The 18,265-nt window shown below is 61.6% G+C and carries 17 protein-coding genes and 1 tRNA gene; 9 read left to right on the top strand and 9 right to left on the bottom strand.

Annotation, left to right across the window (positions count from 1 at the left end; genetic code table 11):
• Positions 1-887 precede the first annotated feature (887 nt).
• The 4 genes from Hrd1104_RS01870 (at position 888) to Hrd1104_RS01855 (ending at position 5,236) form a co-directional block, all read left to right on the top strand.
• Positions 888-1,490 carry a hypothetical protein gene (locus Hrd1104_RS01870; protein ID WP_154551152.1) on the top strand — a complete coding sequence of 201 codons (603 nt, stop codon included), beginning with the start codon at positions 888-890 and terminating at the stop codon, positions 1,488-1,490.
• A gap of 280 nt (positions 1,491-1,770) precedes the next feature.
• A complete protein-coding gene (locus tag Hrd1104_RS01865; RefSeq protein ID WP_229770511.1) occupies positions 1,771-2,652 on the top strand; it encodes an ATP-binding protein in 882 nt (293 codons plus the stop codon).
• A 114-nt stretch (positions 2,653-2,766) separates the two neighbouring features.
• A complete protein-coding gene (locus tag Hrd1104_RS01860) occupies positions 2,767-3,315 on the top strand; it encodes a GMP synthase subunit A (protein ID WP_154551151.1) in 549 nt (182 codons plus the stop codon).
• Positions 3,316-3,379: 64 nt separating this feature from the next.
• Complete coding sequence (locus tag Hrd1104_RS01855; protein WP_154551150.1) at positions 3,380-5,236, top strand: DUF2070 family protein; 1,857 nt, start codon at positions 3,380-3,382, stop codon at positions 5,234-5,236.
• Between the two features lie 280 nt (positions 5,237-5,516).
• On the opposite strand, the gene Hrd1104_RS01850 is transcribed toward Hrd1104_RS01855, so the two are convergent.
• Positions 5,517-5,601, bottom strand: a tRNA-Ser gene (locus tag Hrd1104_RS01850).
• A 92-nt stretch (positions 5,602-5,693) separates the two neighbouring features.
• Between Hrd1104_RS01850 and Hrd1104_RS01845 the strand changes: the two genes are divergently transcribed.
• Entirely contained in the window at positions 5,694-6,641 is a 948-nt protein-coding gene (locus tag Hrd1104_RS01845; protein ID WP_154551149.1) for a MoxR family ATPase, read from the top strand.
• Between the two features lie 49 nt (positions 6,642-6,690).
• Here Hrd1104_RS01845 and Hrd1104_RS01840 read toward each other — a convergent pair whose 3' ends face one another.
• The 3 genes from Hrd1104_RS01840 to Hrd1104_RS01830 are packed head-to-tail and all read right to left on the bottom strand — an operon-like array spanning position 6,691 to position 10,102.
• Positions 6,691-7,188 (bottom strand): hypothetical protein, encoded by a 498-nt coding sequence (locus Hrd1104_RS01840; protein WP_154551148.1) that lies wholly within the window; start codon positions 7,186-7,188, stop codon positions 6,691-6,693.
• Positions 7,185-9,167: a DUF58 domain-containing protein gene (locus Hrd1104_RS01835; RefSeq protein WP_199268299.1), complete on the bottom strand. Its 1,983-nt coding sequence runs from the start codon at positions 9,165-9,167 to the stop codon at positions 7,185-7,187. The genes Hrd1104_RS01840 and Hrd1104_RS01835 overlap by 4 nt, the downstream gene beginning before the upstream one ends.
• Positions 9,164-10,102, bottom strand: a complete 939-nt coding sequence (locus Hrd1104_RS01830; protein ID WP_154551147.1) for a DUF4129 domain-containing protein — start codon at positions 10,100-10,102, stop codon at positions 9,164-9,166. The genes Hrd1104_RS01835 and Hrd1104_RS01830 overlap by 4 nt, the downstream gene beginning before the upstream one ends.
• Before the next feature lie 1,045 nt (positions 10,103-11,147).
• Between Hrd1104_RS01830 and Hrd1104_RS01825 the strand changes: the two genes are divergently transcribed.
• The gene (locus tag Hrd1104_RS01825; RefSeq protein WP_154551146.1) at positions 11,148-11,384 is read left to right on the top strand and encodes an HTH domain-containing protein; all 237 of its coding nucleotides are present in this window, start codon (positions 11,148-11,150) and stop codon (positions 11,382-11,384) included.
• Positions 11,385-11,445: 61 nt separating this feature from the next.
• Here the strand turns inward: Hrd1104_RS01825 and Hrd1104_RS01820 are convergent, their stop codons facing one another.
• Positions 11,446-12,363 (bottom strand): thiamine-phosphate synthase family protein, encoded by a 918-nt coding sequence (locus Hrd1104_RS01820; RefSeq protein ID WP_154551145.1) that lies wholly within the window; start codon positions 12,361-12,363, stop codon positions 11,446-11,448.
• A 192-nt stretch (positions 12,364-12,555) separates the two neighbouring features.
• Positions 12,556-12,720 (bottom strand): hydrogenase maturation nickel metallochaperone HypA, encoded by a 165-nt coding sequence (locus Hrd1104_RS01815; protein ID WP_229770583.1) that lies wholly within the window; start codon positions 12,718-12,720, stop codon positions 12,556-12,558.
• 206 nt (positions 12,721-12,926) lie between these two features.
• Here Hrd1104_RS01815 and Hrd1104_RS01810 point away from each other — a divergent pair, with 206 nt between their 5' ends.
• On the top strand, positions 12,927-13,856 hold the full coding sequence (locus Hrd1104_RS01810; RefSeq protein WP_229770510.1) for a phosphotriesterase: 930 nt from the start codon (positions 12,927-12,929) through the stop codon (positions 13,854-13,856).
• A gap of 218 nt (positions 13,857-14,074) precedes the next feature.
• On the opposite strand, the gene Hrd1104_RS01805 is transcribed toward Hrd1104_RS01810, so the two are convergent.
• A complete protein-coding gene (locus Hrd1104_RS01805) occupies positions 14,075-15,118 on the bottom strand; it encodes a site-specific integrase (RefSeq protein WP_154551142.1) in 1,044 nt (347 codons plus the stop codon).
• 94 nt (positions 15,119-15,212) lie between these two features.
• On the bottom strand, positions 15,213-15,479 hold the full coding sequence (locus tag Hrd1104_RS01800) for a hypothetical protein (RefSeq protein ID WP_154551141.1): 267 nt from the start codon (positions 15,477-15,479) through the stop codon (positions 15,213-15,215).
• Positions 15,480-15,860: 381 nt separating this feature from the next.
• On the opposite strand from Hrd1104_RS01800, the gene Hrd1104_RS01795 reads away from it, so the two are divergent.
• Positions 15,861-16,103: a MarR family transcriptional regulator gene (locus Hrd1104_RS01795; RefSeq protein ID WP_154551140.1), complete on the top strand. Its 243-nt coding sequence runs from the start codon at positions 15,861-15,863 to the stop codon at positions 16,101-16,103.
• 6 nt (positions 16,104-16,109) lie between these two features.
• Complete coding sequence (locus tag Hrd1104_RS01790) at positions 16,110-16,484, top strand: hypothetical protein (RefSeq protein ID WP_154551139.1); 375 nt, start codon at positions 16,110-16,112, stop codon at positions 16,482-16,484.
• Between the two features lie 698 nt (positions 16,485-17,182).
• Here the strand turns inward: Hrd1104_RS01790 and Hrd1104_RS01785 are convergent.
• The gene (locus tag Hrd1104_RS01785; protein ID WP_154551138.1) at positions 17,183-18,067 is read right to left on the bottom strand and encodes a hypothetical protein; all 885 of its coding nucleotides are present in this window, start codon (positions 18,065-18,067) and stop codon (positions 17,183-17,185) included.
• Positions 18,068-18,265 lie beyond the last annotated feature (198 nt).

The following is an 18,265-nucleotide window of genomic DNA, read 5'->3' as shown; positions in this document are numbered from 1 at the left end:
GCCAAGCGGGGCGGATACCCAATCAGCGGACCAGGCGCCACAGGATCAACCACCACAGGGCCAACCCCAAGGCGGGCAGCCACCTCAAGGGCAACCACCACAGGGCCAACCCCAGAGCGGGCAACCACCCCAAGGCCAACCACCACAAGGTCAACCCCAGAGCGGGCAACCACCCCAAGGCCAACCACCACAAGGTCAACCCCAAGGCGGGCAGCCATCCCAAGGCCAACCACCGCAGGGTCAGCCACCACAACGAGGCCAACCACCGCAGGGTCAGCCACCACAACGAGGCCAACCACCGCAGGATCAGGGCCGGCCCGCCCAGCAGCCACCACAGCAGCAGGGACAGCGCGCCCAGCAACCACGACAAGGACAAGGGCGCAGACCGCCACAACAGCCACGAGCAGGGGGCAAGACGATGGCATCCGGCGGCGAAATCTGCTCGCGTACGGGGGCGGCCTCGCTGCGCTGCTCGGGGGCGGATGGCTGGCGTACGATCAATTCCTCGGGGGCGGTGGACCGGTCGGGGCCACCAAGTCGTTCATCAACGCCTTAGACGCCGGCAACGCCGAGAAAGCCAGCGAGCTGTTACACCGCAACACCCCGATCAGTGAGGTTCCGGATTACGCGATCCAGCAGTTCGAATCGATCGAAATCAGTGTCGACGAGGCCCAACTCGAAAGCGAGACCGAGACGAGCGCCACCGTCGAAGTAACGCTCACGGCAACGGAGTCAGCGTCCGGGCAAAGCCAATCGACGACACAAACCATCGAGCTGCGGACTGAGGACGGCGAGTGGAAGATCTACAGGACGGAACTCCTCTGAGACGGACATTCGAGACGCACCACACGGACGTTTTTGTCGAGCCGAGCCCTACGAACTGCAGGATGGAGAAGACCGACGCAGGGACGACCGTCGGCGTCGACGATCCATATGCGTTCCTCGACCGCTGTGACTACTGTACCGAAGAGGGGCGCTGTCGGTTCGCGGCCGAACACGGTGACCGAGACCCACCGTTTGCCGACGGGTTGAGTGGCCAAGACTTCCGGTGCCCAGTCGTCGGCGATCCGCTCGACGACGGGCTCACTGGCCCCTGGACCTGGAAAGACTGTCCACACATGCGATCGCGCGATCACGCACGCGAGTGTGCGCGGTGTGGCCTCGAAGCCCGGCGGTCGGCCCACGACGACGAGCGCCCGCTGCTGGAAGAACATCACCTCTCGTATGCCAATCGAGACAGCAACGCCGGTGGTTCGACGGCCGCCAGCGACACGCAGGCCCCCTCTGAGGGTGATACCCAGCGGCCGAGCCACGAGATCACGATCTATCTCTGCCGGTGGTGTCACGCCAAGATCCACAACTCCTGGGCGAGTGTCGACGATCCTGCGAATCCCGACCCGAATGCAATCGCCGCCCGCGAGCGACGGCGGAGTCGTGAACAAGCCCAACTGACTTTCGAGACGGCCGCCGACCGACGGGAGCGCGAGTGAACGCCACCGGATTCAGGCTGTCACCCACCCTCGTTTTCAATCGAGATAATCGGACGCGTACTCATAAGTGAACGTGACATAAATCGCACTATTGCGAACGAATGGTCGTGACGAAACAGGTGCTCGGCGTCAATTACGTGATGGCGACCGGAATCGTGCTGAGCGCGCTGTTCGTCCCGACGCTGAATGTGGCTGGGTCGAGTCCGCCCATCTTGATCGTGGGTGGGATGGGGCTGCTGGCAGCACTCGTCCTCGCAACTGCCGGCTACTGGCTCGACCAGTGTCACATGCACGGCGAGCAGATCTGGCGGGTTGCGACGCACGCAGGACTGGGAATCGGCGTGTTGACGTTATCAAATCTGGTCGTCCTGCAGGTGGATGGGTTCGTTCGGTTCGGGTCCCCGAGTCGGCGATTCTGGCGAGTTCCATCGCCATCGGCGGTGCCAGTGGTGCCGCCCTCGGGATCGTCCGGGAGTACGACCGTTCGACGACGACACTCACCCAAAGTACGGAAGTGCTCTCCCGAGCGTTGCGACACAATCTGCGCAACGATATGACCGTTATTCTGGGCCATCTCGACCAGCTCGACGGGAACGAGTCGAAACAGTCCTCTGAGCCGGTACGGGCGATCCGCCGGAAAATAGACGACGTGATGATACTTTCGGAGAAGGCCCAGGAGATAGAACTGGCAGTAACGGGAGAAAATCGCCAGCGACACCCGGTCGACGCAGCGGCGTTCGTCTCGCGGCGCGTGATCGCGATCGAACAAGCCCACGATGACGTCACCATCGAGACAGACATGCCCGACCAGACCTGGGTCGAGGGCGACTGGATGCTCGAAACGGCTATCGAAAACGTGTTCGAAACGGCCATCGGCAACGGCCAACCGGGTGCCGATCTGCTCGTCACGATCGAACACGGCGATCCCGGCTGGACGGCGATCGAGATTGTCGATCCGGACAATCACCTCCCGGCCACAGATTTCGATACGCTCAAAAACGGGACCGAGACGCCCTTACAACACAGCCAGGGGCTTGGACTGTGGCTCGCCAATTGGATCGTCGAAAGCTACAACGGTCGGCTCGACCTGGACCGTAGCGAAGACGGATCGACCGTGACGCTCTGTTTGCGCCGAGCAGTCCCGACCCCGAGAAACCGATAGCACCCACGAGATCCAACAGCGATCGGACGGACAAGAGCCGTGGCGCTCGCTTCTCGGTGGCCCTCTCAGAGATGTTTCCGGGGATATTTATCCGGAAGGGCGCTATCGCTCCCCATGACTCGCATCGACGTCATCGACAATCACGGCCAGTTTACGCATCTCGAACAGCGTGCCCTGCGCGATCTGGGCGTCGAAGTCGATCTCGTGGACAATACGACCCCACCCGAAGAGATCGACGGTGACGGTCTCGTACTCTCGGGTGGCCCGTCGATGGATCGTATCGGCAACTGCCCGGCCTATCTGGATCTCGACGTGCCGATCTTCGGGATCTGTCTCGGTATGCAGATTCTGGCGAGGGAACTCGATGGCCGTGTCGACTCGGGCGAATACGGTGGCTACGCCGACGTCACGGTCGAGATTCTCGACGACGCGGACCCACTTGTCGGGTCACTGGCGCCGGAAACACGCGTGTGGGCCAGCCACGCTGACGAGGTCAAAGACGTGCCGACTGGTTTTGAGCGGACGGCTACCTCTGGAGTCTGTGGCGTCGAAGCGATGAGCGACACGGACCGCGATCTGTACGGCGTCCAGTGGCACCCCGAGGTCGCACACACCGAACGCGGCCAGGAAGTCTTCGAGAATTTCCTGGCCCTGTGTGAGTGAGACAGACACAAGTGGCGTACACGGGTAGATACTTTTAAGCGGATCGGGCATCCCACTCGTAGCAATGACGGCAACGCAGGGTGATCTCGCCCAGCTCTCCCGCTATATCTTTCGCGCGCCGCGGTGGTACTCGAGTATCAGCTTCGCGCTGCTACTGGCCGCCATCGCTGGACTCGCGGCCTTCGATTCGCGATACCTCCTCGAAAACGCCTGGGAAGGAGTGTTCTACATCGGACTTCCGACGCTGGCCGCCGGCGTCTTTACGCCCTACATCGATCGGGCGTTCGGTGGCCAACTGACGCCCAATCGGGCGTCACTGCTCGCCCTCGGCTGTGAGTTGCTCGTGATAGCCATTTTGACGGCCGCGAGCATCGCGACCGTCCTGACTCCGCTAGGACAGATCTTCGTCTTCGACGCGCTGCTGTTCGCGCTAGCGGCGGTCTTCGCCGTGCGCCTGTTGATCGTCATGGCGGTCTCGCGCCACCGCCTCCTGGTGGCGATGGTTCCTGCCAGCATCCAGACCGTCGTGGCGGCCGCTCTGTTGTTCGTCTACAGCGGGACGATGCGCTATCTCGAAGTCGGTGGCCCGCTCGCCAGGTCGTTCCTCTCACGGCCGGAGCAGGCACCCCCGGAGCTGCTGGTCGTCCTCCCCAGTGACTTCGTGCTACTTGGGCTGCTCTGTGGGTTCTATGGGTTCGCCGTGTGGCTGTTCCTCGTGGTTATCGATCAGCCCTGGCGGCGAAGCCTGGGCGTCAGCGCGCTGGATTTCTTGCAGGGGTTTATCGGCCATATCGCGGAGGGATCCCAGGAACTCGAAAGCTTCTTCGAGGAAATCGGAGAAGACGCGCTCGTCCCGGTGACGGTACTTTCGTTCCGTCGGCCCGATGGAGACGAGAAAGCGCGGTTCGTCCTCCCGATGATTCACCCTGGGCCAATGGGTGATATCGGTGGCGGGAACCTCCCAGAGCGAATCGCGAACGAGGCCGACGGTCTGGGCTTTCCGCCACACGCAACCGCCGGTCACGACTTCAACCTCGTCACCGAGGGGGAAGTCGACTCGATTCTGGAAGCGGCGACAACAGCCCACGATCGGATCGAATACAGCGAGACGGCGACCCAGGGCCAGCGCCTCCAGGAAGGGGAAGCCACGCTGACCGGGCATGCGTTCGGTGACGATGCCTTTACAACGGTCACGTTCTCGCCCGCTTTCGCCGACGACATCGAGTACGCGGTGGGCCTGTCCGCCCGGGCGGAAGCGCGAGCCGGCCACCTCGAAGACGTGATGCTCGCCGACGCCCACAACTGCAACAACGGTCTCGAAGGCCCCAACCTTGGCCACGTCGTCCCCGGCGGCGAGCGCTCCTTCGAGTTGATCCACGGGGCCGATCGGCTGGGCGAACGGCTCGCAGCCGCCGACCAGGGGCCGCTCCGGCTTGGCACAGCCTGGGACGAAACCCCCTGGGAACCCCAAGACGGGATCGGTCCACTCGGCGCTCGCGTCGCGGTCATCGACGTCGACGGACAGACGACGGCCTACGTCCTGATCGACGGGAACAACATGGAGCCCGGGCTGCGTGAGGAGATCGTCGAGACGATCGACTCGGTGGATCTCCTTGAAGTGATGACGTCGGACACACACATCGTCAACACTGTCGAGGCCGAAAACCAGGTCGGCGACGCGATCGAGAAAGCGAAGGTACTCGAATTGATTGACAACCTCGTCGCCGAGGCCATCGACGATCTCGAACCGGTCGAGGCCGGGATGGAGAGCGAACAGGCCGAAGTAACGGTCTTTGGTAACGACCGAACCGAAACACTGGCCAGCACCGCGAACGCGGTCGTCTCGCTGGGTGGTGCGATGGCGGGGGCGTTCATCCTCGCAGTGATGGCACTCAGCTTCATCCTGTTCCTGCTGGCGTAACGGAAGGCCGGCTCGCGGTGGCCGTCGTTCGTCGCCAAAAAGTGCCAAGAGAGTTGCACAGCGTGACTCTCGCTGTGCTCGATTCGCTGGTTCAAATCTCACATCACCGCGACACAGGAATCAGACGACGAGAGCGAGCACTCTGCTCACGGGGCGAGTTCAGAGAGCGCCGAGGGGGAGATTTGAACTCCAGCAAGACGTGCTCGCTTCGCTGCGCGCGTCTTGCAACGTTCAAACTCCCGCGTTGTACAACTTCCTCACGTCCGTTCGGAAGTAGAAGCGCCGAGGGAGAGATTTGAACTCTCGAGTCCGAGAGGACACCTGCTCTCGAGGCAGGCGCCTTGGCCAGGCTAGGCTACCTCGGCAACAATGTCGGGTACACTGCTGTCGTGTTTATCCGTTTCGATCCCAGTTCGGTCCCGATATCACTAAGTTACGCCCAACAGAGAGCCGGGACATGGACGTTTCCGAGGCGAGTAAGACCTGCAATAGACTTCTCGACGAGATCGAATCGGCAGTGATCACCGACCGCGAGTTTCTCGAAACAGTCCTCGTTGGCGTGCTCGGGCGCGGCCACGTCCTGCTCGAAGACGTCCCCGGAACGGGCAAGACACTGACTGCCAGGATGCTCGCCGAAACGCTTGGCGTCTCGTTTTCACGCATCCAGTTCACACCGGATCTGCTCCCAGCCGACGTCACCGGTACCCACGTCTACAACGAGCGCGACCGGACCTTCGAGTTCAGCGACGGCCCGATCTTTGCCCACGTTGTCCTTGCCGACGAGATCAACCGCGCACCGCCGAAAACGCAGAGCGCACTGCTAGAAGCCATGGAAGAAGGCCAAGTAACCGTCGACGGCGAAACCCACGAGCTCCCGGAGCCGTTTTTCGTGATCGCGACCCAGAACCCCGTCGATATGGAGGGGACCTTCGAGTTGCCCGAAGCACAGGTCGATCGCTTCGCGATCAAGACGACGATGGGCTACCCAGAGGCAGACGGCGAGAGAGAACTCCTCCAGCGGCGTCTCGATCGTGACCAACAGAGTCCGTCCGTCGAGACGGTCCTCGACCCCGCACAAGTCCAGGCGCTTCGGGCGGCTCCCGAGTCCGTTCGCGTCGAACCAGACCTGCTGGGGTACATGGTCCAGATCACGCGAGCGACGCGTGACCACCGCCACGTCGAGGTCGGTGTCTCCCCGCGTGGGAGTCAGCGGCTACTGGAGATGAGCCGGGCGCGGGCGGCCCTGGTCGGCCGGGAATACGTCACGCCGGACGACGTCAAACGCGTCGCCCAGCCGGCACTCGCTCATCGCATCGTATTGACCCCCGACGCACGCGTCGACGACATCGCCAAATCCGCCGTCGTCGATTACGTCCTCGAAGACACCCCCGTCCCGACGGTCTGAGAACACGCCAAGAGAGCCGCGTCGTCTGGGCGGAGGCGACCGCACTCGCCTATCTCCCGATTTTGAGTGCCGGAACGAGCGCGAGCAATCCAGCGAGTAGTAACACGACCGCAACCAGTGGCAAGTCCCGCGGTGTCACGGAAAAGCCGACCAGGACGACCGCGAGTGCGCCAACAGCCACGATCGTACTCCCGACAGTGTGTGCAAGCAAGAGGCGACGGCGGTCGGGGCCGGTACCCAGTTGTCTGGCAATGCCGATCGCGTGCTCGGCGATATCCCACGTCAACACGGCGCCACTTCCGGCGACGGCAACGAGTGTGGGGTCATAGCCCGCGACGCCAGCGACCAGAACCGAAGCGAAGAGTCCGGCTACACCGACACCGAGGACGAGTCGACGCCCGCGTTCGACCCCCACGAGGGCTCCGAGCGTCCCGGCGATAGCGAGGACGAAGCCCGCGCCGTTGCCCGATATCGATACCAGACAGACCACGGCTGGCAGGAGTGTCATCGCCACGCCGAACCGCGAGGGCCCAGCGGCTCGACTCATCGCGACCACCGCCGTTGGGCACGGTCAAACGCCAGTGGCAGTGGCTCCGCTGGCTGCCAGTCGACGACGCGGGCATCCGTCTTCCGGAGGGTCGAAAGGCGAAGCGTTCGTTCGATGCGCCCGACGGTCTGGCCGGCGGTCCCGTCGCTCGTCGGATCCGGGCTGATCACTGTCATCGGATAGCCCTGGGCCTGTAACTGGCGTGCGACCGCGGTACTCTCCTCGTCACAGAGGGGCGAGAACATGACGATCTGAGCGTCAGCGGGGAGGCGCTTGCGGAGTTTCGGCAGCCGGACGTGTGGGTGAAACGCCTGGGTCGGTGGCTGGGTCGAAAACGCCGGGTCATCGGTGAGTACCGTCTCTGCCCGTGCCCAGTGGACGTGCCCGGCGCCCGGGGACAGCCAACACCCCCGGGGAGACAGGGCAGCCAATCCAACCCGGTCGTCGGCATTCAGCAAGGCCCGAAACACTTTCGCGGCCGCCTGAACACTCCGATCGACGGCGGATGGCGCTTGCTCGTCGGGAGCGACGTAGGCGGCGGCGCGCGTATCGATCAGCAACACGACCGTCGCCGAGCGTTCCTCGCGGAACTGCAGCGTCGCGAGTCCCTGTCCTTGGGCGGCCCGGTTCCAGTCGATGCGCGAAAGGGGATCACCGGCACGATACTCCCGAACGGAATGGAACTCGAGCCCACTCCCACCGACGTCTGTCAGGACGCGACCGACGTGACTCGAAGCCTGTTGGCGGAGCGGAACCGTCGCCTCGAAATCCGGCCGGAGCCCGTAGGTGACGGTTCGATCGCCCTCGGTCGCCGTCCGAAACGTGCGTTCGATCGAGCCCGAGAGGTTGTGCGTGATCGTATAGGGCGACTCGAAGGTATGCGGGCCACGCGCAGCCTGCACTGAGTACTCGAACCACGTGGAGGCCCCCGGACGCAAGACGGTGCCGTGTCGTGGTGAGCCCTCGACGACGGTCATCCCGGCCGGGACGCCATCGACGATCCGGAGATCCGGGACCCACCGCCCGGAATCGTTGTGAACGGTAACGCGGACCTGAACGCGTTGGCCGGGGTCGGGATCGGTCGGTTCGATCGTCCGCTCGACAGTGATCGATTGTGGAGGCTCGACATCCATGGCCGCGTAGCCGACGACGAGCAACAACGGCCCGGCAACCAGCAACAATCCCGGCTTGCCCAGGCCGGCTCCGAGCCCAATCGCGAGCAACGCGACAGCACCCAACCCGCGCCACCGCCCCGTCGAGCGAACGGTACCGAACGTCGAAGGGCGCCGCGTGTGTGGGGCCGTCTCGGGGGAGTCGAACCCGTCTGTCGTTCGCTCGGGCAGGTAGCGGTCCGCCAAGTCCCCGACGACTCGCTCGACGCCGAGAACAAAGGGATTGTGTGGAGCGAGACGGACGGTCTCGAGACGGTCACGCAGAGTGCGATCGCCGGTCTGTTCGGCGAAAAAGTCCCCGGCCACCGGGTCGTCGCTCCAGGTCCCGTCGGCGAGGGCCGCCTCGATCGAGCCCACAGCACGATCGGCACTGGTCGAATCGAGGACGTCGGTCGTCACCCGCCGGAGGCGTTTCGAAACGCGCCGGCGGGCCTTGATTCGATCGGCCTGTGTCGGAAATGGCCCGCCAAGGAGCCGATCGAACGTCGACCCCGGAACCGACGTCGTCGAGCGGGCTTCGACAGTCGGAGGCGTCGATTCCGACACCGAGGAGACGATCCGGCGATAGCTGTACCAGATGCCCGCGATGACCGCGACCACCGAGATCACGTAGACGGCCAGGTATTCGATCGAGATCTCGACGAGCGACGGATTCCAGACGACGACTAACCCAACGCCGACGAGGAGAGTCCCGATCGCACCGATCACCGGAGAGAGAAGCGACTCGATACGCTGTTCGGTTTCGTCGTCACTCGCTACGGTGGGTGCTTCGGCGGCGTCAGATAGCATGTCTCGCTGCCCGGTCATCGTCGCTCCTCCTGTGGGCCAGTCTCGTCGGGACTCGTCCGCTGGCCAGACCTCTCTGGCGTAGCGTACGCGGCTTCGATCCGTCGGAGCGCATCCTCGGCGCGCTCGACCCGATCGGGCGAGGGCGGCACGTTACCGTATCGGACGGCCTCGAAGAGACGTGTGAGTTCCTGCACGTCGTCGGGATCCATGCCAGCCTGGATCGCCGCCTCCGCGAACTCGCCCGGGGTCGTCGTTTCCGGCTCCGACACTGCGAGGGCGTCGGCCATCTCAGCCCAAGCACGATAGATGGCATTCGTCGAATCGACACCGGCTGCCAAGCGCGACGCCGCCCGGCCGGCAGCCGATCCGACGGCGTCCAGCTCATCGACCGACGCCTGGTCGTCGACGGACGCCGCTTCGGTCGACTCCGACCGCCCACTAGAGAGGACCAGCAGTGCCACTGCCCCGAGGAGAACGACCGCGATCCCCCCCAGCGCCACGATCGGCACATCGACGCCCGGAGCGACGGGATTGACCGATCCCGACCCGCCCGGACCAGTGCCATTCGTGACGTTCTGGGGCTGGCGGCCCGACCCCGGAAAGCGCAACGAGAGGTCGATGAGTTGGAGGACGGCAAAAACGACCCCAGCCGCCAAAAGCGATGTCACGACGCCCTTGAGCGTAAGGGTCTGTATCCGCACGAACAGCCCAACGGCGGTGAACCCGACAAGCAGCGCCACGGCGATGGGCCGAACCAGTGGCGGGATATCGACCGTGATGTCGAACTCGTTGGGCTCCTGAGACGGCTGGTCGAGGGATACGCCACCCGACCCGTTACCAGGTTGACGCTCTGCGGTCTGGGTCGGAACGACCGCCGCCGCAACGATAACAGTCGCAAGCACGGCCAAAATGACTGTCACACCGACGAGGACGCGCTGGCGGTTTCGTCTCACCGATTGACACCCGTTAACACTGTCTGACCGTCCGGCGGTACCGTAGAAAAAGTGTCGAAGTCACCGCCGACACGTCAGGACCGATCAAAGACGAAGTGAGGAGATGATGAACCCGGCACCGATCAACAACAGCAGCAGTGTGCCGACGAGTTGGGGCCAGCCAGCCCGATGGCCGGGGCGGCCCGGAACAGAACGATTGCCCGATGACGATGACCGCCAGATGACTGGTCGACAGTTGCTCGCCCAGACTGGGGACGAAGAAGACCGCCAGGGCAGCCAGGAAAACAAATGCCGGCCGGCCGTACTCCGCCACTCCGCTCAAAAGAGCCGGCAAGCAACTCCAGCAACGTCACCAACAGCCAGCCGAACAGCACAGCTATCACCGCGAGTATGACGCGGGCGAGGTCACTCCAGGAGAACGTTCGAAAGGCGACGACGACCGCGAGCAGGGTCAATGCAACGGCCAAGACCTGAAACACTGGCAGGACACCCGGCGGAACGACGACATCGACCGACGATTGGTTGTCCGCCCCCGAGAACAATCCGCCCGTCCCGTTACCGCTGAAACCGAATTCCCCCCACCACCGGTGTTGACTGTCGGATCCGTCAGCGTCGCTGCAGCCAGCGTCAGGGCGATTAGACCGAACACAGTGACGACGATGACGAGACCGCGACGACGATCCATGTGTTTCGCTGAGGTACTCTGTCGAGGACTGTGAGTGTTCGGGCTCGCCCCCTGTTTTCGTCTCCCGTCGTGGCTGTCAGCGCTCCGTAGCCACCGCCAGATGGCCCAAGGAGGGGAAACCGTGAGAGAGCGTTCTAGTCGTTTCGGCCGGGTCGATACCTCCGTCGCTCCGATTCTCTCTGGACTATCCGTCGCCCGCATCGCACATGCCGCCGTTGTGAACAGGAGGAGTCACAAGCGTCTCGAGGCGGTCAAGACCGTGGCGACCCAGTGATGCGGTCGGCTGAGACCGGTAGACATCTGTCCAGACGGACAGTTCCTACGTGAGAAATTAAGTAGGCGGCCGTCCTATCGGACCGTATGAGTGGATCAGGCCGCGAAACGGAGTACGCCGTCGAGGACGTAACAGCGGTGTTCAAAGACCGGGACGACTACGCCGAGCCACTGACCGCAAGCGAGGTGGCCGAGGCGCTTGGGTGTTCTCGTCGGACGGCACTGAACAAACTGCACGACCTCGAAGCGTCGACGGATATCACGAGCAAGAAAGTGGGTGGGCGGTCGCGGGTGTGGTGGATCCCGGTCCACATCGACCGCTGAGGGGCCGTCGCGAGCGGGACATCCACGAAAGGAATCACCAGTGACGGCCGGGTCCCATCGGTTAGGCTTTCCCAGCGCCGACCAGCTCGATCGCCAGCTGCGTGGCTTCGAGGGCATCCGTCCCGAGCACATAGGTGATCGGCTCGATCCCGAACGCCCCCTCGTGATAGACGACTGCTGGCACCGCGTCACGATCACGGAACGCGGCTTCGAGGCGCTCGCGGCGGTTCTCGTAGCCGGCGTCGAACTGAAGGGGGTCGATGCCACGATCCCGTGCGGCCCCGATGAGCGATTCGTCGGTCGCGAGGTTCAACGCCCCGCGCTTGGACGGATCGACGGCCATCGCCGCCAGGATTGTCCGGGCGACGTGTTGAGAGCCACCGAACTCCGGGTTCGCAGGGACGTTGATCCGGCCGCGCATCGCGTGGACTCGACCCGGTACGGCCGCCACGTCTCGCTCGTCCTCGGCGTCGGGCAGGGCCATGCCCACGTTCGTCCCGACGTTTGGTACCGACGCGACCATCGCCGTCTCGTCAGCCAACAGCCGTGTGGCCGAGCGGACCGTCGAAAGGACTGCCCGCTCGTCGGCGACCGCTTCGTCGTGGCCGCGCAGGCACAGGTCACAACCCAGGCCGGCCAGTGCCGGGACCGCCTCCTCGTGAATCTCACAGATCGGTCCCCGATCCTCGAAGGCCCGGATCACGTCCAACAATTCACCCAGCGCGTCGTAGGCGTCCATCGACCCGTCCGCGAAGCCGGCGGCGATCTCGTCGATGGTCGACTGCATTCGCGGGTCCTCACTAAATCGGGACTCGACCGCAACGTCGCCACCGACGTACTTGCTGACGGCGGCCTGAGTCACGCCGAGGTGATCGGCGATCTCCTGTTGGGTGAGTCCGTGCGCGGACAATTCGCCAGCGAGCATGGCCCTGGCCGTCGGCAAGAAACGATCGACGACGATTTCGCTCGGAAATCGCATGCTGGGCGTTCCGACAGCGAGACCAAGAATCTGGCGACCCACCGGCCAGGGGTCGTGGCTCGCCAGCGAGAGTGGATATCGGGCAAGCGGACTCCCAATACGTAGAGCATCCGCTCTCGACGGTCGATCCGCCGACAGCGAGCGACCGAGATCGCGAGACAGGTTCCCCGAGGAGTGCCGACCGGATCGCCGTCAGTGATCGTCGACCCACTTCGCGCGCCGCACGTCGTAGCTCCCACACTCCGGGCAGGAGTGATACTGGACGGGCAGCGGCGTCTCACAGGAGAGACAGAGATAGGGAAGCGTCTCAGCATCCTCAGACCCCAAGTTGAACCTGCCGCGGTCGAAGACACCCATCGTTACCACGCCTGAACTGTGAACCGAGACACGGAAAAAAGAGTGCTATTGTTCACACTGACAATTCGACCGCAGTCTGTCGATGTGAGCGGTTTTAAAAAGCCGGGAGAACTGAGAGCGGGAGCTGCCACCCAGCATCGCTGAATCCGGCTTCGTTCAAAGAGATGATGAAAACGTACTTTTCAACTGCATCCGAGAGAGCGTCCATGGGAAAACTCAGCACGACACAGGGAACCATCGATCGAGACGAGATCGGTCTGTTAGTCCCTCACGAACACATCTTCGCCGACCTCGGGCCGATGGAAGCAGAGAACTGGAAAGACACCGACCCCGAGGCGGTGATCGAACTCATCGGCCCGGAGATCGAGCGCGCCAAGGAGGCGGGGATCGACGCCCTCGTCGAGTGTACGCCCGAAGGCGTCGGCCGTCGGGTCGACATCGATCTCGCTGTCTCAGAGGCGACAGACTTCCCCGTGGTCGTGCCGACGGGGATCTACCAGGAGACGAGCATTCCCCAGTGGGCCCGAGAGATGGGCGTCGCGGAACTCACCGAGTGGATGCTCGATGAGTTGACCAACGAGATCGAGGACACGGGCGTGCGGGCGGCCTGGATCAAGGTGAGTACCGACGACGACGATCCCGAGGGCCTCTCAGACGACGAAGAGAAGATTCTCCGTGCCGCGGCGCGAGCCGGTGCCGAAACGGGCGCTGTCATCGGCAGCCACACACTGCACGGTAACGTCGCCCACCAGCAACTCGACATCATCGCGGAGGAAGGCTACGACCCCTCGCGGTTCATCTGGATCCACGCCCGCGCCGAGGAAAATCTGGACTATCACGAGCGGGCGGCCAAGCGCGGCGCGTTCGTCGAATACGACTGGATCGGTGGCCACGATCAAGACGATCAAACGTACATCGATCTCGTCGAATACATGACTGAGCGCGGATACACTGACAATATCTTACTGAGCCAGGACCGAGGCTACTACGACCCCAGCCAACCCGACGGCGGCGAAGTCGACCCGTACACCTACATCGTCGAGAAGTTCCTACCGAAGCTCCGGGCCGCAAACGTCCCGGACGCGGCCATCGACACGATCGTCCACGAGAATCCGCTGGACGCCTATTGTCGCTGAGTTCGTCCGAATCGCGTCGTGTTGTGTCCGAGTTGAACAGACGGCAGACGTTCCTGCTTGCCCTCTCCGGTCGCTGTGGGAGGCTGCGACTGGCGTGTTCAAATCGGCTCAAGATGGACTTTCGACTGCTCACGTGGTCCCAGCAAAAGTCCGCCCTCCCCGTACTGAGGTATCTTCCGCGCGGTACTCCTCTCCGTGTGACTTGAATTTCGTTGAACTCATAGCTCGAAGAACCTCCGTCGTTGCTCCGCTTTCTGTCGCTTGCTCCGCCGGTCGTAGTGCTTATCCAGGATGTCCTCACTCGCGTCCATCCGATCGGATACGAGAGAACGATCCTCGTCAGCGAGTCTGTGCGCCGTCACTCGACCGCTCCGGACGTCGTGGGGAGAGCGGGCCGACGGGCACGTACTCATTTGCGAGTAGTGGGCGGCCTCGCACTCCGTCGGGTCACGGTCATGGGGGCAACCCTCACCACGCCAACACGGGCGTGAAACCCGGTACAAGGTATCTCGACAAGCGGACACTGAGACCCGGCCGTTCCGGGTCGTCACGAGCGGGGCGCGCCCATACTCGTCGGTGACACCCTCCCGCGGACCCTGAATGTAATCGTCAAGAACCTGAGCAACGTGGCCGCTAATCGCGTTCCACCGCTCGCTTTTCTCTCCGTTCTTGAGCGGGGTCCCCTTCTCCGGGCGGTGGACGAAGTGAACCGCCGGTCCGTCGGCTCTGGGGCGCTGGCCCTCTAAGTCCACGTCGCCGAGGTCGAGCGACCGGAGCGCTCCGACCCGGCACCCAGTGTGCCACAGTAGCAGTACGATGACGTGGCGACGACTCGCGTACTCGTACCGTTCCAGGTAATCCACGATCTCGACGGCACGGTCCGGGTCGAGCGTGCTATCGCTCACGTCCTGGGACCCGTCCATCCGGGGGAGTGGAACCTGATCAAACAACTCCTCACGAACGGCGTCAACCTCTCCGCAGAACCGGAGGAACGCCCGGAGCGTCGCCATGTCGCCCCGGAGTGTCACCGTCTTCAACTCGTCACCCGAATAGCCGCCCTCACGACGCCACACGCGATAGGCGTACAGGTCCCGGCCGGACAGCTCGTTCAGGTTTGCGATCCCCTCCTCGTCACACCACGCGACGAACGCCCGCAGACGGTACTTCTGCCCGTCAAGGGTTTGCTCCGCCGCGTCGTCGCGGGACTCGAGATACAGGTCCAGTGCCTTGGAGGGAGACAGCGGCTCTAAGTCGGCGCTCACGCGCGACTCCCCCCGCATTTGGACCAGCCACATTCAGGACAGTACGGGCATCCTCCGGAGGGCCGCACCCGGTTGCTCTCGCACTCGGGACAGATCACGCCGAACCCCTCCGGTCAAGGTCACAGTCATACGGACCGACCGGCGTCAACAGGCGCACTTCCTTGCGGGGCAAGAGTTCCCCGTCGCGGCGATCGCGGAGGTTGTGAAACGCGCCGTCAACGCCGTCCTGGCGCGCACACTTCGCGCACCAGAAGTGGTGATTGGTGGGCTCCCAACTGCGGTGACCATTCGGGCAGGTGAAACGCCATCGATCGGTCCGGTCTTCGATCCGGACCGTTGCCATCATCTCATCATCGGACATTGGCGGTCGGGTCTGAATCCGCCCGAGGGAAAAGGGGGAATCCACACGCGGAGTGAAAGTGAAAGTGGTTGTCAGAACGGTTCCACCTGGCGATTCTACCGGGGTATCTTTTCGTCGCGGGGATGATCGTTTCATACGGGCTCGCTCCTGAGAGCGACACCCCGGCCGACTGGCATTCCGGCAGGCAACCCTTCTCTTGCGTCCCTACTCTCGCAGGACCGGGTGTGTCGCTCTTAGTTCGTCCGTGATGTAACCCTCTCACTTAAATCCTAACGTACGTTATTCTGCAGAGTAACGAATGTTCGATAAACAACAATCATCCGGTGGAAATATGGAATCGTCTCCCAAGTTCTGGATATGCGCAGACCGAGGGTTTCGTGGATGACTCAGGCAGATGACCGTCTACTTGAAACCCTCGAAGATTCTGGTTTGATACTTTCTCCTCGGGTTTTAGCTGTCAATACCAACTATTCACGTCACTACGTGAGTGAACGGCTCGCGGTTCTCATAGAGGGGGGTCTTGTCGAAAAAGAGAAAGAAGGGATCTATCGGATCACAGAGAAGGGGAAGCAGTATCTCGTAGGCGATCTTGACACCGACGAACTGCAACTGGAACAGAAGTGAGCAACTGTGCAAGACTACGAAGTCACCCCGCCGCCGGATCGTATCGCGGAGAAAGTACAGATCCGGACCGCTTTCACGACCGAACAGGGCGAAGTCGTCCGGTTCATGGTACAACTCGAATACTGGCACAGTGGCGACTGGAAACCCGTCGTCCGGTATGACCATGACCGAGACGCAGAAGGCGGCCACGATATCGCCGCCGAAGGGCTTCACATGGACATCTATCGAGACGGTGAGAAAGTCGACGTGAAAGACGTCACGGGCCCGATTCCGGCTACCGAGGGGTTCGATTACGCCGAAGACGACTTACGTGAGAACGTCCAACAATACATCAAGAGGTTCGAGCAATGGCACGACATCAAAAACGGGAGCAACCTGTGAGCGACGACGAGCTTGAGGAGATGCCCGACCGCATCGGCGAGCACTTCGAGAAGGTACGGGACGCTCTTGACGAGGCGCTCGAAGACGACGAATAGACTACTCCCCGATTTCTTCCTGTCGATCGTTCTCTCAGATCAAGACTGCTCGCTGTCGGACCAGATCCGCGTGGGTCGACCTCGTACACACGACGGCGTAGATCTGGGATATCTACGGTTCCATAATGGAGTCTCGTTTTTATACCTCTGCGAAATGACGGCCAGATCACACCGGACACCCACCCCGACCGGCCCGGCAGCCGCCAAATATGCACACGCTCACGAGCAACTCGTGTGCATATCGAGAGGAGCGTATTTCTCTACGTGTGAACCCCAGGGGTCGGACAGAGATGATAAGCTCGGGCTGGAATCGGTCGCCTGCAGCGTCGCGCCGTGGACAGTCATCCGGTGCAAACAGAATAGACGGATATCAGGTAAGACGGCCCAATTCGCCCGAGATGGCAAGTCCTGGGTTAGCGATTGGTGGGGAGAATGGAAAGACAGCGATCACCGGGACACCGTGGACAAAGTGTAAGGACTAACTGAGTGACCGCGAGGCGATTGCCGGCTGTCCATGACCATGACCTCCAGGTGTACGAAGAGATGGACGTAGGCCGCATGACCAGCGAGAGGAGACGATATATATGACGCGCGGGTAGTGAATCAGGGCAATACCTTCACTTCAACTTGGAATTCATTTCCATCTATAGTTCTAGGACCTGTTAGATCTTTCTCAAAGTTTTCCACATCTGTAATATAGGAATCGGCATCCCATACTAACCCATACATACGCTGACAATCTGTATGTGCATGATAGCTCTCGATATCGACCTTTAATTCCTCAGGTATCTTATTTGCGTGACTACTATCTCGAACATATTTCGCTTCAATTACTGTTGATATTTCAGGGATTACAAAGTCAATTCTCTTTGAATTTGTCCCATGCTTAGGAGTGTATTCTTCAGGCCTTGCATCTGGAAAAATTGGCTTCATGATTGCGTAGAGCAGATCCTGAAAATCTGTTTCACAAGTAAGCTCAAAGTCGGGGCGATCACCGTCTCTATCTTGAAGAATTGATAAAGAGTTTGAGAATCCCTCAAATATCTCAGATAATAAGAACCGCCGATCACCAGTATATGATTCTTGCATAAACTCGTATCTATCAGGCATTCCTCCACAAAGAAGATCCTCTAAGTGTTCTAGAAAGAATGCAGCAGGACAGTATGGATTTGCGGCTTCCTCTTCTCCTTTAGCCCATTCTGCATACTCCCTGGCTGTGGATTTTACACGTTCATCTGATATTTTCTCTAAAGCTTCTTCTTTCTCATAGCCATCATGAACGTAGCCTAGGAATTCATCGTATCCATGTAGAGAATCGACATATTTCACAATTTCATCTGGTTCAAATCGTATCCGACAAAATCCAAACTTTTCCACTTCATCACGCCAAAGTTGTGTATATACGCATCCTTCCATCTCAAGATTATGTAGATCACGAAGGTGCGCTTTGTCTATATTGGAGAACTGGCGACCGAAGAATTCTGTCATAGCAACATAGAGATGTTACCGATACAAGTCTTTAATGGTGAAATGAATGCAAGATCATTTCGCGCGACCCGCAAGGGGCCCGTTTCGGCTTGATCTCCGCAACCGCAGGCGGTGTGTTTTGGAGAAGTGGCCTTAGCCACACCCCTAAGCGAGAACCGAACCCCTGGGGTTGGGTTCTCTCGGGCCGATCGTCCCGGC

Source organism: Halorhabdus sp. CBA1104 (assembly GCF_009690625.1).
Taxonomy (GTDB): domain Archaea; phylum Halobacteriota; class Halobacteria; order Halobacteriales; family Haloarculaceae; genus Halorhabdus.
This window is presented reverse-complemented; position numbering and strand designations above follow the sequence as displayed.

Excerpts from the sequence above, each read along its gene's own strand:
- Hrd1104_RS01870 (WP_154551152.1), top strand. The coding sequence starts at position 888 with ATGGAGAAGACCGACGCAGGGACGACCGTCGGCGTCGACGATCCATAT.
- Hrd1104_RS01860 (WP_154551151.1), top strand. The coding sequence starts at position 2,767 with ATGACTCGCATCGACGTCATCGACAATCACGGCCAGTTTACGCATCTC.
- Hrd1104_RS01855 (WP_154551150.1), top strand. The coding sequence starts at position 3,380 with ATGACGGCAACGCAGGGTGATCTCGCCCAGCTCTCCCGCTATATCTTT.
- Hrd1104_RS01845 (WP_154551149.1), top strand. The coding sequence starts at position 5,694 with ATGGACGTTTCCGAGGCGAGTAAGACCTGCAATAGACTTCTCGACGAG.
- Hrd1104_RS01840 (WP_154551148.1), bottom strand. The coding sequence starts at position 7,188 with ATGAGTCGAGCCGCTGGGCCCTCGCGGTTCGGCGTGGCGATGACACTC.
- Hrd1104_RS01835 (WP_199268299.1), bottom strand. The coding sequence starts at position 9,167 with ATGACCGGGCAGCGAGACATGCTATCTGACGCCGCCGAAGCACCCACC.
- Hrd1104_RS01825 (WP_154551146.1), top strand. The coding sequence starts at position 11,148 with ATGAGTGGATCAGGCCGCGAAACGGAGTACGCCGTCGAGGACGTAACA.
- Hrd1104_RS01820 (WP_154551145.1), bottom strand. The coding sequence starts at position 12,363 with ATGCGATTTCCGAGCGAAATCGTCGTCGATCGTTTCTTGCCGACGGCC.
- Hrd1104_RS01815 (WP_229770583.1), bottom strand. The coding sequence starts at position 12,720 with ATGGGTGTCTTCGACCGCGGCAGGTTCAACTTGGGGTCTGAGGATGCT.
- Hrd1104_RS01810 (WP_229770510.1), top strand. The coding sequence starts at position 12,927 with ATGGGAAAACTCAGCACGACACAGGGAACCATCGATCGAGACGAGATC.
- Hrd1104_RS01800 (WP_154551141.1), bottom strand. The coding sequence starts at position 15,479 with ATGTCCGATGATGAGATGATGGCAACGGTCCGGATCGAAGACCGGACC.
- Hrd1104_RS01795 (WP_154551140.1), top strand. The coding sequence starts at position 15,861 with ATGACTCAGGCAGATGACCGTCTACTTGAAACCCTCGAAGATTCTGGT.
- Hrd1104_RS01785 (WP_154551138.1), bottom strand. The coding sequence starts at position 18,067 with ATGACAGAATTCTTCGGTCGCCAGTTCTCCAATATAGACAAAGCGCAC.